Below are 14,685 nucleotides of genomic sequence, written 5' to 3' on the forward strand. Positions count from 1 at the left end.
ACTGCTTCCTTTTTTATTGTTTGGAAATTCAGGCTTCCGTCACGTAGCGAAGCAGACGATCCAGCGCATGTATGATGGTTTGTTCTCTGATTGCATGCCGGTCACCACTAAAGACTTTTCTTTCAGTGTGCGTGACATTATTGACTTGCCAGGCAAAACATACCGTGCCCACCGGCTTGCCGGGGACTGCGCCGCCTGGGCCTGCAATGCCTGTGATGGCGAGCGAGACATGTGCTTCGGAATTTGCGATGGCGCCTTCGGCCATTGCCGCAGCGATTTCTTCGCTGACTGCGCCGTGTTGTGCAATCAGCGCTGCGGAGATGTCGAGCAATTCACTTTTTGAAGAATTGGAATACGTGATGAAGCCGCAGTCAAACCATTCTGATGAGCCGGCAATCTCGGTAATCGCCTGACATATGCCGCCGCCGGTACAGGACTCTGCAATCGTTAACAAAAGTCGTTTGGATTTGAGGGCAGCGCCGACTTCTGCCGCGAGTTCAATGGCATCAAGCATGATATGGTCTCCTGTGGTTTTTTCGGAATACCAATGGCGGATGAGCCAAGCCGTTGGGCGTAACTCATAAAGCATCGGAATCAGCTACGGAATTACTTTACCACTTTGTGAACGCTATTTGATCGGCTGAACAAGAATTTACTGCGACTGTGTGTCATAGAAGATTGGCTGCCGTTATCTGGCAGGCCTGCTCATATAACGCGCCACAATGCAAATAGCAAAAGGGTATACAACGCAGCCAGTATATCGTCCCACATGACGCCAAATCCGCCTTTCAAATGGCGATCAAAATAGCCAATCGGCGGTGGCTTCACCATATCAAATGCGCGGAACCAGAAAAAAGCCCAGCACTGGGTAGAAAAGCCGGCAGGCATGATGAATAGCAGTACCAGCCAGAACGCGATAATTTCATCCCAGACCATGCTGCCATGATCCGCGACCCCCATATGCTTTCCGGTAACAGCGCATGCCCAAACGCCGATAGCGAACCCTAATACGATGATCCAGGCCCAGACTGCGGGGGTAAATAATTCCGGCCAGCGCGTATTCAGGACACTAAAACTGAGCCACGCAAATAAGGTTCCGGAAGTACCTGGCATGATCGGGGACAAGCCGCTACCGAATCCCTGCGCAATAAGATGTGCCGGGTGCGCCAGCATGAAACGCGCTGTAGGTTTGTTGATTTTGGCTGTCTGACCGGATTCTAATGTCGTCATGGGGTGCGAAAGTGATCAAAGGAAGTCAGGGGTAAAGTCAATAATTGCCCCGTTGAATCGAGCAAACGGATGCCCAATTCGCGGTCGATGGTGCCGACCCGGGTGACCGGCGTGGCGCTTGCTGCGGATGCCGCCATTACTTGCGCCCTGAGTTCTGCCGGCGCGGTGAAGCAGAGTTCGTAGTCATCACCGCCAGCGAGCGTGAATTCACGCTGTTTTTCGCGCGGCTGATTACGCAGCGCCATTCCGGCTGGCAGCAAATCCACGTGCAGGCTGGCACCGGCACCGCTGCGCTTTAAAATGTGTCCGAGATCACCCAGCAAGCCGTCGGAAATATCCAGGGCGGCATGTGCAATTCCTTGTAATGCGAGTCCCAACGCAATCCGCGGTACAGGTTGATGCATACGCATCGCGGCAAGTGCAAAATCATCGTCGCTTAATTGCAGTTCATGCCAGTAATGCGCCAGTGCCAGCCGCGCATCACCGAGATTGCCGGATATCCAGATATCGTCGCCAACTTGGGCGGCGTCACGTCGCGATGCTTTGCCGGGTGGAATTTCACCAAAAATTGTAATACTGATCGTCAGCGGTCCTTTCGTCGTGTCGCCGCCGATCAAGACGCAGCGATGTTCATTCGCCAATGCCAGCATGCCGGCCGAAAAAGGCGCCAGCCAGGCCGGATTTGCCTCGGGTAATGCCAGCGCCAGGGTAAAAGCCACAGGTTTGGCTCCCATCGCTGCGAGATCGGATAAATTCACCGCTAAACACTTATGTCCCAATAAGTAGGGATCCGCATCGGGGAAAAAATGCCGGCCTGACACCAGCATGTCGCTGGAAATCGCCAGTTGCATCCCGGAACTTGGCTGCAGCAAGGCGCAATCATCGCCGATCCCAAGCTGAATGCGCGGATCGTCGCTGGGAGGTGTAACGAAATAGTGTTGGATGAGGTCGAATTCGGAGAGCATGCCGCATTGTACTCAGCGCTGACTTATTAGAACAAGCGACAATCATTGATTGACCGTGATAAGCAGTGTGAGACGGTGGTAATTAACATTTTTATTCAATGGAGGCTGGCATCCGGTGATCTGAAGGGCAGCCAATAAAACTCTGTCTTTGGAATGATAGTGAATTGGCAATTTTCAACTGTGCGCCATTGGTTCTGGGCTGTTTTTATAACCAAATAATGACTGCATATGTGCAAAGAAAGGTTAAAACCGAAGCCTTTTTCAAATGCAGCATTGAAACAATAGGTTACAATCTTACACATTGCGTGACAATTGGTGGCAGGAAGTGACTATTTCAAATTCGAAAGAACTGTGCTTTGCAGATGAAAGTCGGCAGCTACACGTAGAAGAATATGCGTCCTGTCGCTGTTCTTTCTTCGATGTGATGGCATGGGCGATTCAGTTGCGATGCTCGGACCCTGCTGGCAGTTTCAAGGGGAAGGCCGTTTTTTTGCTCAGAACCCTGTTCGATCCGCTCAATAGCTATGCGTGGTTTCGCTATGTCCGCAATAACAACCTCTTAAAAATTGCCACATCAGATCCAAGTTTGCTGGACTCTATCCATCGGCCATTTTTTGACCGGCGTATGCGATCCGGTGATCGCCTGTCTTTATTGATGAATCACTTCAAGCTGGCTGAAACTATTTTAGGCAGAGGCAATTACCGCAGCGTACTTTTAGGACAGAAGTTAGAGCTGGCAAGCGTGACTGGTAAAAATCACGAGGTATTCCAGCTACGTTTGTTCAGAGGGGCGTCTTATAAAAGAGAAGGGGGCTTGAGTCTCGGCTTGTTTATCGACGATACGCTGTTGCAATGTGTGACTTTTTCTTTCGATCATCAGCAAAATTATCTGGCGATTAAAGTCGGAGGCGTGCAAGCGAGCAATGGCGGGTCCCGTGACCTGATCCGCGAATCCACTAAAGAACTGCATGGGATACAACCCCGCTTATTATTGGTTGAAGCATTGCGTTATCTTGCGCAAGAATTGCAAAGCACAACGATAGAATGCATCGCCCAGAAAAATCATATCTACCAGGCTTGGCGCTATAAATTTGCCAAAAATGTCAAAGCCGAATACGACCAGTTGTGGATGACTGCCGGCGGCGTCAAGCGTGCATGTGGGAATTATTTATTGCCCATCATGACGATCACAAAACCGATCTCGTCGCGCCCGTCAAACAAGCGCAGTGAGTACCGCGCCCGGGCTGTCATACTGGAAGCGATGCGCGATCAGATTTCTCAACGGCTTGCCATCAACTGAGTTACTCAAGGCGAGCCTTATGCGCCCGCCAGCTCCGCCAGCAAGCGAGCGCGTAGTCTGGCGTCTTGCGGCGCAACGCCAAATCCCGACAGGCGATTATTCGCATCAAAAAAACGGCTGATCGTAGCACCTTCACCAAGCTCGGTTTCCCAGCGTCCCGCAGCCGCGTCTTTTGCTGACGGCGCTATCAAGGCGACCGGGTAACTCGGTGTTTTTACGATCACAGGCGCGTGTTTAAAATCGATGACGCTACGTTCGCCCATCAGGTTGCGAGCGATTGCACGCGCCGCCGTCATCAGCGGCGCGATGTAGGGCAGCACTTGCTGCACGTTCTCAGCGATTTGATACTGTGCGCAATCACCCAAGGCATATACCTGCGTTGCGCTGGTTTCGCCATACGCATCGATCAGGATGCCGCGATCGGTGCGCAGACCAGATGCCTCTGCCATGCGTAATTTGGGACGCAAGCCTACGGCAGACAGCACGAGATCCGCATGGATTACCGAGCCATTCGCCAAATTGATTTGCAATGCATCGCTAGCGGATTGCCGGTTGATGCTGCTGGCGGTCGTGCCGAGCTGCAGCGCGATGCCGCGTTTGAGTAATGCGTCTTGCAAACCGACAGAGATTGCCTGCGGTGCCAGCGCCGCCAGCGGCAAGGGCTGCGGGTCGATCAAAGTCACGGCATGTCCGGCACCCGCCAGATCATCGGCGAATTCACAACCGATCAAACCCGCACCGAGGATAGCCACGCGTACCGTGCCACCTTTTGCCATAATTTTTTCGCGGAACAGCGCGTAGTCATCGATATTGTTCACCGATAACACCTGCGCCGCTGCATCGCCTGCAATCGGCAAGCGGATCGCTTGCGCGCCCAGCGCAATCACGACTTTGCTGTACTCAAAGCTGCCGGCATTCGTCACAATCTTGCCGGCCGCGGTATCGATGTGATCGACCCTGGTTTTTGTCAACAAGGTCGCGTTGACCTGGGCCGCCATTTGTTCTGCGGTCTGACTGATCAGGTCTTTTGCCTGTTTATTTTGAGCATATGCATTCGACAGCATGGGTTTCGAATAAAAACCGCCATCGTCTGCAGTGATGATCAGCAAAGCTGTCGTTTTATCGAGTTTGCGAAACTCGCGGGCAACGGTATAGCCCGCCAGACCGCTGCCGATGATGACGATAGGAGACATGTTAAAACCCTGATTCGGTGAAAATTAATTGGGTACTGCGCTGAGCCGCACTACCTTTATCTGCAGTGCAGTGCGCTCTTTTAAATCGACTGGTGTGGTAAATTAAATTTCGACCATATCGAAATCTGCTTTGGCAACGCCGCAATCAGGGCATTCCCAATCTGCCGGAATATCGTCCCAGCGCGTGCCGGCGGCGATGCCTTCTTCCGGCAAGCCTAAGGATTCGTCATAGATAAAACCGCAAACGATGCATTGATATGTTTTCATGGGATTCTCGATTCTGTAATTGAATTAAATGGCGATCAAACAGCTATTTATGTCTGGGATGCTGCCAGCACGGCACGGTAGTGATTCGCATGACGCTCTTCGACTTTAGCCAGGGCTGCAAAGCGTTTTGCAGCAGTTTCTAAAGTGCGTTTGAACTGTTCTGCATGTTCTTTGGATTCGGCGATCTGTTCATCATATTCAGCGACTGCTGCATGATTGCCTTCTTCAATTGCCAGATGGCGGAACTTTGGATACATCTCCGTATATTCGTAGGTCTCACCTTCTATCGCGATTTCCAGTGCTTTTTGCGGTGTCATTTGCGCTTTTGGGTATAGCAAATCGAGGTGGCCGAATGCATGCATGACTTCTTGCTCTGCGGTTGCTTCGAACGCCAGTGCGACGTCCTCTGCGCCTGCTGCACGAGCCAGTTTGGCGAAGTAGCGATATTTGATGTGCGCCATCGATTCGCCTGCAAAGGCAGCTTCGAGGTTCTGGATGGTAACGGATGGGTTGGCTGTATTACTCATGGTGGCTCTCCTGATGGTGATCTAAGGGATACGGCTGATTAATTTTGTTTGCTATCAATCTGAAACAAATGATAGATATAATTAATAATTTGGTGAAATTGATTGTTTACACCGTATCGATAGAAAATTACTATATCCAGCCTAATTTCCACAAAAAATTGAATTTAGTTATGTTTAAAAGTCATAGGAGTCGTACAAATACGTATAAAGTTAGAGGGATCCCTCTGCTAGAATCACAGACCATTCGTAAGTACTAAGTAAGCAAGCAAATAAAAAAGAGAGGCCGCAGAGTATGGATTCGTCAGCAGATCAGAAAGAACTTTTACGTCAACAATTGCGTCAGGCAGCACTGGAGTATCACGAGTTTCCGACTCCCGGCAAAATCAGCGTCACACCGACCAAACAACTGACGAATCAACGCGATCTGGCTCTGGCTTACTCTCCTGGTGTGGCATCTCCTTGCGAAGAAATCGTGGCAGACCCTGCCAACGCATTCAAATATACCGCCCGCGGCAATCTGGTCGGCGTGATCACCAACGGTACTGCGGTACTCGGTCTCGGTAACATCGGCCCGCTGGCGTCCAAGCCGGTGATGGAAGGCAAGGGCGTCCTGTTCAAAAAATTCGCCGGCATCGATGTTTTCGATATCGAAATCAATGAACTTGATCCAGACAAGCTGGTGGATATCATCGCCTCGCTGGAGCCGACCTTTGGCGGCATCAATCTGGAAGACATCAAGGCGCCGGAATGTTTCTACATCGAGCGCCAATTGCGTGAGCGCATGAAGATTCCGGTCTTCCATGACGATCAGCACGGTACCGCGATCATTGTCGGTGCGGCGATTATCAATGGCCTTAAAGTGATCGGCAAAGACATCAAGAATTGCAAACTGGTGGTCTCCGGCGCCGGCGCCGCCGCGCTTGCCTGTCTGGATTTGCTGGTCGATCTCGGCTTCCCGATTCCGAATATCTACGTCACCGATCTGGCGGGTGTGGTCTATAAAGGCCGTGCCGAACTGATGGATCCGGACAAAGAGCGTTTTGCGCAAGAAACTTCAGCGCGCAGCCTGAAAGAAGTCATCGAAGGCGCAGATATTTTCCTCGGTTTGTCGGCTGGCGGCGTACTGAAAAAAGAGATGGTCAAAGCCATGGCCGACAAGCCCTTGATCCTGGCGCTGGCCAATCCGACTCCGGAAATCTTGCCGGAAGAAGTCAAGTCGGTGCGTGACGATGCCATCATGGCGACCGGTCGTTCCGACTTCCCGAACCAGGTGAACAACGTCCTGTGTTTCCCGTATATTTTCCGCGGCGCACTCGACTGCGGCGCGACCACCATCACACGTGAGATGGAAGTCGCGGTGGTCTATGCGATTGCCGAACTCGCGCAAGCCGAACAGTCCGACGTGGTGGCCTCCGCGTATGGGATCGCCAATCTGAGCTTCGGTCCCGAATACCTGATTCCAAAACCGTTCGACCCGCGCCTGATGATCAAGATCGCACCGGCGGTGGCCAAGGCAGCCGAAGAATCCGGTGTGGCAGCGCGTCCGATCAAGGACATGCAAGCCTATGTCGATAGGCTGCAGCAATTTGTCTACCATAGCGGCACCTTCATGAAACCCTTGTTCCAGGTCGCGAAAAAAGCACCGGATGAACGCAAGCGCATCGTGTATGCCGAGGGCGAAGAAGAGCGCGTCCTGCGTGCGGTGCAAGTGGTGGTCGATGAGAAACTGGCAAAGCCGATTTTAGTCGGTCGTCCGAATATACTCGATCAGCGCATTGAAAAATTTGGCCTGCGCCTGAAAGCCGGTATCGATTTCGAAGTCATCAATCCTGAGTTCGATCCGCGCTTCCGCGACTACTGGCAAACCTATTATGAGATGACCTGCCGTAAGGGAAATAGCCAGCAATATGCCAAACTAGAAATGCGTCGCCGCCACTCCTTGATCGGCGCCATGATGATCCACAAAGGTGATGCGGACGGCATGATCTGCGGCACTTTTGGCACCACGGGCCTGCATTTGAATTACGTCAATCAGGTGCTCGGCAAACGCGACGGTGTAAATGTATATGCCGCGATGAATGCGCTGGTCTTGCCGGATCGTCAGCTGGTGCTGGTCGATACCCATGTCAATGAAAACCCGAGTGCAGAACAGATCGCCGAGATCACGATACTGGCCGCCGAAGAGATGCGTCGTTTTGGCGTCAAGCCACGCGCCGCCTTGTTGTCGCATTCGAACTTCGGTTCCAGCAACAGCGAGTCTGCGCAAAAAATGCGTGCTGCACTGGCGATTATTCAGCGCGATGCGCCGGATCTGGAAGTCGATGGCGAGATGCATGGCGACACGGCTCTGGACAGTGCTTACCGTACCAAGATGATGCCGGGTACGACCTTGAAGGGCGACGCGAATTTGCTGGTCATGCCGAACATCGATGCCGCGAATATTGCCTACAACTTGCTGAAAACGACCGCCGGTAACAACGTCGCGATCGGCCCTATCCTGCTCGGTTGCGCAAAGCCGGTACACATCCTGACGCCGTCGGCAACGGTGCGTCGCATCGTGAATATGACGGCTTTATGTGTGGTGGATGCGGTCGCCCAGCGGTGATCGAAGCGCCGTGAAGTTGAGCGGGCGACGAAAAAATTTATCGCGATTGAAATAAGTCATCGCCAGATGAAGAAAGCCGGATATCTGAACAGGATATCCGGCTTTTTTATTCGCATCATGCGGTTGAATCGCCCGCAGAATTTGCCGCCGCGTCTGTCAGGCCATTTGATGCGCTGTTCTTAAGCTTGGCTAGCGAGTAACCCGGCGCAATTGAGGGGCGCCATTCAACTTAAATTGCCGCACCACTTCCGCCAGGCTGGCGGCCTGATCCTGCATCGACTGCGCTGCTGCGGCGGCTTGTTCTACCAGCGCTGCGTTTTGTTGCGTGGCCTCATCCATCTGCACAATCGCATCATTCACTTGCTGGATTCCCGAGCTTTGCTCTTGTCCCGCTAAAGTGATCTCGCCGACAATGGTGACCACGCGTTTCACGCTGGCGACAATTTCTACCATCGTGGCGCCGGCTTTCTCTACCAGCTTGCTGCCGTTGTCGACTTTTTCTACCGAATCATCGATCAGTGTTTTAATCTCTTTAGCTGCGCTGGCGCTGCGTTGCGCCAGATTGCGCACCTCGGATGCCACCACGGCAAAGCCGCGGCCCTGCTCACCGGCGCGCGCCGCCTCTACTGCGGCATTGAGCGCCAGGATATTGGTCTGGAAGGCGATGCCGTCAATCACGCTGATGATGTCGACGATCTTCTTCGAGGATTCGTTAATCGATTCCATACGCTCCACCACCTGGTCGACCACCACGCCGCCCTGGATGGCAATCTCGGACGCCGATACGGCTAATTGATTGGCCTGACGGGCACTTTCTGCGTTATGCCTGACAGTGGCGGTCAGTTCTTCTATGGTCGATGCGGTTTCTTCCAGTGAGCCGGCCTGCCGCTCGGTACGGTTGGATAAGTCCAGATTGCCGCTGGCAATTTCCTCAGAGGCATTGGCGATAGTGTCGGTGCCCATCCGGACCTGATTGACTATTTTGAGCAAATTGTTGTTCATGGATTGGAGCGAGTTAAGCAGCTGGCCTGTTTCATCACGGGTACTCGACTCGATATGCGCCGTCAAATCACCGGCGGCGATGGTTTCTGCAATATCGACCGCCTGGTTTAGCGGTCGTGTAATACCTATGGCCAGGCGCCATGCGATCAGCCAGCCCAGAAGAAATAGTGCTCCGCCAAAAAACAATAAAAGAAGGCGGCTTTGCGTATTGATCTCTTGAATGCTGTCGGCCATTTTATTGATGCTGGCTCGTTGCAAATCTAGCAGTTGCTGTAATAAATCGAGATAACTTGTCGCTGCGGCAGTGTAGGTAGTTTCAAATATCTTATTCGCTTCCTCGGTATTGTTGTCGGCCTTTGCTTTGGCGATGGCATCTCTCACCGCGATATAATTTTTTCGGGTCGCAGTCAGTTGGTCAAAAACTTTTCGCTCTTCGTCGCTGGTGAGCAATCCTTCAATTTTCTTTTGCAGCTCAGTTGACTGTTTGCTGGAGGCGACTGAATCGCTGGCAAAATAGGCGCTCAGGCTAGAGTCTGAGCTCTTGGCAATCGCTGTAGTGCGCCTGACGCCGGATTGAATGACGCGATACCAGTCAGAAACGAGCCGCTCTTTGGTAAGCGGTGTTTTTAAAATTGTCGCCGTGGTGTCCGCTACTTTAGAGAGCTGCATCAGGCTAAGACCAAGCAGCGCGATCATCGATAATAAGATTACGGCAAAACCCAAGCTAAGCCGCTTACCGATTTTCATATTAGGGAAAAAATTCATTTTCTTCTTTCATTAAAAATGACGGATTTGACGAAGCAATACGACTGACAATTGCATCAATCCATGCAACAAAACAGTGACGCCGTATCGGCGTGCATGAGCAATACGTGCACCAGCGGGGGTGCTATTCTGCCACACGAAAATGAACTCGTAATAATTCGTAGCAATTCGTAATACGGGTAAAGAATCGGAGTCTCTTTGATTGCTCCTTCAAGCTTGTTGCGCGCAGTCTCAGGCGGCATGCCTTATCGGGGTGATGTGAACCAACCCAAGCTAGTTATTTATATTGGAATCATCTTAAGCCGAATAATCGCAGGAAGGCAATTATTGTTTAATCCAGATGCTCGGTATCGCCGGTAAATCCGCTGTGCGCTCGCAACATCCTGTCTGCCGGCGCAAAAACAGGTCAGGCTTTACTTCCCTATGAGGCGGTCGGCCTGATGGATGATGCTCTGTTGCGGGACGCGGAGTTATCGTGGATTGCAGGGGTATTATTTATACTCCTTCCCAGTATATTTTTATCGCGCAAGTTACATATGCGGCTTAGGCTTGTTTTGTTAAATTTAATGGGGAGTATGTGTGTTTATAGTGACGTTTGAGGTTCCTTAAGTCACTGTTTAATCGGTACCCGTCCGGTCGCCACCACACTCGATGCGCGCTCGCAATGGCCGTGCTGATCGTCAAAGAACATATGCGGTTTGAAAGCGCCCAGTACGGCGGACTTATGCACGCCGCCCATGAAGAAGGTTTCGTCGATCGCGATATTCCATGCGCGCAGCGTACGGATCACCCGTTCGTGCGCTGGCGATGAGCGCGCAGTGACCAGTGCGGTGCGCAAAGGAAAGGCTCTGCCATCGGCGCTTTTAAAATTATTTTGCAGGAAGGACAGCGCCACCAGCAGACGGGCGAACGGACCTTCCGGCAGCGGCTTGCTGGCGTTGTCGCGTTCATGCTGCTCGAAGGCTTCAATCCCTTGTTCCTGATAAATCCGTTCCGATTCATCTGAAAAAATCACCGCATCGCCATCGAATGCAATCCGGATTTGCTCCAACTCTTGCTGCGGATTCTCCGGGATGCCGTACAGCAAAGCGGCTGCCATGCCGGAATTGATCGCAGCCTGCACATCGTCTTCATGTAGCGATAAAAACAAACTCAGATTGAACGCCTGCAAATACGGCGACAAGGAGGCGCCGCCTACCAGCGCCGCACGGGAAATGTCGAGGCCGTAATGCTTGATCGAATTGAAAATGCGCAAGGAAGTCTCGGACGAATTGCGCGACATGATCACGACTTCGACCAGCCTGTGCTGCGGCGTCAGGGTGTTCAGATGCAGCAAGGCCTTGACCAGCGCAAATCCGGCGCCGGGCTTGAGAATCGTATTTTCATTATCCAGCTGGTGCTGCCGGTAGGCTGCCAAGCCATCGTCCTGAAAAATACGTTCTTCGACTTCCAGATCGAACAAGGCGCGGGAAGAGATGCCAACGACTAATAAATTATCGAGCGAAAAAGCCATAGGGATCAGTATGTTTTCAATAACGGTGAATGGAGTCGGAGGATCGGAAGCCGGAGTGAATCTTGACCAAGCCTTGCTCAAAGATTGGATGACAACTCATCGTGTCCGGTCCTGCTGTCAAACTGCTCGAGTATCTCCAGTTCCACCAACTGTAACATCTTGATGTTGGTACTTTCCAAGACCACCAGCGGCGCAACGCCATCGTCCATCGCTTCCAGCCAGCGGTTCGCGCACAGACACCATTGATCGCCGGGTTGCAGGCCGGGGAAGTTCCATTCCAGGCGCGGCGTCATTAAATCGTTACCCCGGCTTTTGCTATACATCAAAAAACTCGCCGTCACGATGACGCAAATGATGTGCGTGCCGACATCTTGCTCATTGGTTTTGCAGCAGCCATCACGCAAAAAACCGGTCAGGGGATCGAAGGAGCAAGGCACCAGCGGTTGCCCAAACACGTTCAGGGCTGGCGGAATGGCGGATGTTGACATAAATTGCAAGGCTTTCAGGAGAGCTATCGGATTGCGTAAAACAGCGTGGATGTACTGAAGAATACAGGAAATTATTCAAGCCTCAATTGCTGAGGTAAACAAATTTTTATTTATCGGGACTTACGCAAAACGGCAAGCTGCTTACCACCGTCCACATTGAACCCGCAGGCTGGATGCGGCTTTCAGAGACATTTCGTGCCAACAGGCGCACCCGGCTTGCGGGTTCGTTTTTATATTCATTTCATAGAACCGGTCCTCTTGCTTTTCTCTGTGTCTCCGTGTCTCGGTGGTGAGAGGTTTGGTGTTTGCGTAAATCCCATTTATATCTAATGCGACCTAATTTCATGTAAAACCCCTATTTGACAACAAAATCATCCGGGTGCACTCTAAGAACATATTTACTCTGGAGAGACATCATGCCGCAATACCGTTCCCGCACTACCACGCATGGCCGCAATATGGCAGGCGCCCGCGCATTATGGCGCGCCACTGGCATGAAGGACGGCGACTTCGACAAACCGATCATCGCGGTGGTGAATTCCTTCACGCAATTCGTGCCGGGTCATGTGCATTTGAAGGATCTGGGGCAACTGGTTGCGCGCGAGATCGAGGCCGCCGGCGGCGTCGCTAAAGAATTCAATACGATTGCGGTAGATGACGGGATTGCGATGGGTCATGGCGGTATGCTGTACTCGCTGCCATCACGCGACCTGATTGCCGATTCGGTCGAATACATGGTGAATGCGCATTGCGCAGATGCCATGGTGTGTATCTCGAATTGCGACAAAATTACCCCAGGCATGTTGATGGCGGCGATGCGGGTGAATATTCCGGTGGTGTTTGTCTCCGGCGGCCCGATGGAAGCGGGCAAGGTCTTGAAAGTCGTCAACGGCTCACAAAAAATCATCAAGCTCGATCTGGTCGATGCCATGATCAAGGCTGGCGACAGCACAGTCAGTGATGCCGATGTGGCAGAGATCGAGCGCTCGGCTTGCCCGACCTGTGGTTCTTGTTCCGGCATGTTCACCGCCAATTCGATGAACTGCCTGACCGAGGCGCTGGGCCTGGCCTTGCCAGGTAACGGCACGATACTCGCGACGCATTCTGATCGTAAAGAACTGTTCTTACGCGCCGGCCGTCTGATTGTCGATATCGCCAAACGTTATTACGAGCATGATGACGCCTCGGTTTTGCCGCGCAGTATCGCGAGCAAAGCTGCGTTCGAGAACGCCATGGCACTCGATGTATCGATGGGCGGCTCGACCAATACCGTGCTGCATTTGCTGGCAGCCGCACATGAAGCCGGGGTGGCATTCGACATGGCGGATATCGACCGCATCTCGCGCAAAGTGCCTTGCCTGTGCAAGGTCGCCCCAATGACGGACAAATACCATATCGAAGACGTACACCGGGCCGGCGGTATCATCAGTATCCTCGGTGAGCTGGCGCGTGGCGGTTTGCTGGATACCAGCTTGCCGACCATCCACAGTAAAACCATGGGCGATGCGATTGCCAATAACGACATCATGTGTACCCAGGATCCGGCGGTGCATCAGTTGTTCCGCGCGGCGCCGGGCGGTGTGCCGACGCAAACGGCTTTCTCGCAATCTGAACGGTTTGAAGCAGTCGATACCGATCGCAGCAGCGGCTGTATCCGCGACAAAGCGCATGCCTATTCGCAAGATGGCGGCCTCGCCGTGTTGTACGGCAATCTGGCAGAAAAAGGCTGCATCGTAAAGACCGCGGGCGTGGACGAAAGTATCCTCAAATTCAGCGGCAAGGCACGGGTGTTCGAGAGCCAGGATGCCGCAGTCGATGCGATCATGGGCGACACCGTGCATGAAGGCGATGTCGTCATCATCCGTTACGAAGGTCCCAAAGGCGGTCCCGGCATGCAAGAGATGCTATACCCGACTTCGTATATCAAATCCAAAGGCTTAGGCAAAGCATGCGCCCTGTTCACCGACGGTCGCTTCTCTGGCGGCTCATCGGGTCTGGTGATCGGCCATGCCTCGCCGGAAGCCGCAGAGGGCGGCGCGATTGGCCTGGTGGAAGAGGGCGACATGATCGACATCGACATCCCACAGCGCAGCATCAATTTGCGCATCAGCGATGCCACATTGGCAGAGCGCCGCGCCGCGATGGAAGCCAAAGGCGAGGCGGCCTGGCTGCCGGTCAATCGCGATCGCTACGTATCGCAGGCGCTGCAAGCCTATGCCGCGTTGACGACCTCGGCAGATCGCGGTGCCGTGCGGGATTTGTCGCAGTTAAAGCGCTGATGGTCGACGGTTTATCGACGATTGGCAGCATTCTGGAAAAAGCCTCAAACGCGAGTTTGAGGCTTTTTTATTCCTATTTTGGAAATTAAGAATATCAATTAGGACTTATGCAAAAACCAAACCTCTCACCACAGAGACACGGAGACACAGAGAAAAGGCAAGTGAGGAAAGACGCCATGGCGTTTCGATATTCAAATGAACCCGCAAGCTGGGTGCGCTTGTTGGCACGAAATGCCGCTGAAAGCCGCATCCAGCCTGCGGTTTCAATCTGAATTGTGGTAAGTAGCTTGTCGTTTTGCGTAAGTCCTGGTTAAGAATATCAATGTCAGAAATATGAAATTATGATGACATTCTTGAAACGTATAACTGGTATCGATATATGTGATTGGAATGACAATAAAAATCCACCTATGATGGCGTTGTTCTCATTTAATAAAGGAAAAACACCATGATTTCATTGATCATCCTGGCGCAAATCGCAGCAACCATCGTCGTGTTGACAGCCGCTTTGGCGGACTGATTGCCGCGCTTTAAGACGGCAGTAAATTCGC

At 52.4% G+C, this 14,685-nt stretch carries 12 protein-coding genes; 3 read left to right on the forward strand and 9 right to left on the reverse strand.

Annotation, left to right across the window (positions count from 1 at the left end):
* Positions 1-28: 28 nt before the first annotated feature.
* The 3 genes from LPB67_RS02940 to thiL form a co-directional block, all read right to left on the reverse strand.
* A complete protein-coding gene (locus tag LPB67_RS02940) occupies positions 29-514 on the reverse strand; it encodes a CinA family protein (RefSeq protein WP_262835570.1) in 486 nt (161 codons plus the stop codon).
* Positions 515-705: 191 nt separating this feature from the next.
* Positions 706-1,230: a phosphatidylglycerophosphatase A gene (locus LPB67_RS02945; protein ID WP_262835571.1), complete on the reverse strand. Its 525-nt coding sequence runs from the start codon at positions 1,228-1,230 to the stop codon at positions 706-708.
* Complete coding sequence (thiL, locus tag LPB67_RS02950) at positions 1,227-2,195, reverse strand: thiamine-phosphate kinase (protein WP_262835572.1); 969 nt, start codon at positions 2,193-2,195, stop codon at positions 1,227-1,229. The genes LPB67_RS02945 and thiL overlap by 4 nt, the downstream gene beginning before the upstream one ends.
* A gap of 424 nt (positions 2,196-2,619) precedes the next feature.
* On the opposite strand from thiL, the gene LPB67_RS02955 reads away from it, so the two are divergent.
* Positions 2,620-3,495, forward strand: a complete 876-nt coding sequence (locus LPB67_RS02955) for a VirK/YbjX family protein (RefSeq protein WP_262836147.1) — start codon at positions 2,620-2,622, stop codon at positions 3,493-3,495.
* A 17-nt stretch (positions 3,496-3,512) separates the two neighbouring features.
* Here the strand turns inward: LPB67_RS02955 and LPB67_RS02960 are convergent, their stop codons facing one another.
* From LPB67_RS02960 to LPB67_RS02970, 3 genes are all read right to left on the reverse strand, one after another.
* Positions 3,513-4,688, reverse strand: a complete 1,176-nt coding sequence (locus LPB67_RS02960; protein WP_262835573.1) for an FAD-dependent oxidoreductase — start codon at positions 4,686-4,688, stop codon at positions 3,513-3,515.
* A gap of 102 nt (positions 4,689-4,790) precedes the next feature.
* Complete coding sequence (locus LPB67_RS02965; protein WP_262835574.1) at positions 4,791-4,955, reverse strand: rubredoxin; 165 nt, start codon at positions 4,953-4,955, stop codon at positions 4,791-4,793.
* 47 nt (positions 4,956-5,002) lie between these two features.
* Positions 5,003-5,482 (reverse strand): rubrerythrin family protein, encoded by a 480-nt coding sequence (locus LPB67_RS02970; RefSeq protein ID WP_262835575.1) that lies wholly within the window; start codon positions 5,480-5,482, stop codon positions 5,003-5,005.
* Positions 5,483-5,774: 292 nt separating this feature from the next.
* On the opposite strand from LPB67_RS02970, the gene LPB67_RS02975 reads away from it, so the two are divergent.
* Positions 5,775-8,087: an NADP-dependent malic enzyme gene (locus tag LPB67_RS02975; RefSeq protein ID WP_262835576.1), complete on the forward strand. Its 2,313-nt coding sequence runs from the start codon at positions 5,775-5,777 to the stop codon at positions 8,085-8,087.
* Positions 8,088-8,276: 189 nt separating this feature from the next.
* Here the strand turns inward: LPB67_RS02975 and LPB67_RS02980 are convergent, their stop codons facing one another.
* The 3 genes from LPB67_RS02980 to LPB67_RS02990 form a co-directional block, all read right to left on the reverse strand.
* Positions 8,277-9,854 (reverse strand): methyl-accepting chemotaxis protein, encoded by a 1,578-nt coding sequence (locus LPB67_RS02980; RefSeq protein WP_262835577.1) that lies wholly within the window; start codon positions 9,852-9,854, stop codon positions 8,277-8,279.
* A gap of 610 nt (positions 9,855-10,464) precedes the next feature.
* Positions 10,465-11,367, reverse strand: a complete 903-nt coding sequence (locus LPB67_RS02985) for a 5'-nucleotidase (protein WP_262835578.1) — start codon at positions 11,365-11,367, stop codon at positions 10,465-10,467.
* 77 nt (positions 11,368-11,444) lie between these two features.
* Positions 11,445-11,855 carry a DUF2237 family protein gene (locus LPB67_RS02990; RefSeq protein ID WP_262835579.1) on the reverse strand — a complete coding sequence of 137 codons (411 nt, stop codon included), beginning with the start codon at positions 11,853-11,855 and terminating at the stop codon, positions 11,445-11,447.
* A 416-nt stretch (positions 11,856-12,271) separates the two neighbouring features.
* Here LPB67_RS02990 and ilvD point away from each other — a divergent pair, with 416 nt between their 5' ends.
* Complete coding sequence (gene ilvD, locus LPB67_RS02995; protein ID WP_262835580.1) at positions 12,272-14,134, forward strand: dihydroxy-acid dehydratase; 1,863 nt, start codon at positions 12,272-12,274, stop codon at positions 14,132-14,134.
* The last annotated feature ends 551 nt before the right edge of the window (positions 14,135-14,685 follow it).

This window comes from Undibacterium sp. Jales W-56 (assembly GCF_025548535.1).
GTDB lineage: Bacteria > Pseudomonadota > Gammaproteobacteria > Burkholderiales > Burkholderiaceae_D > Undibacterium.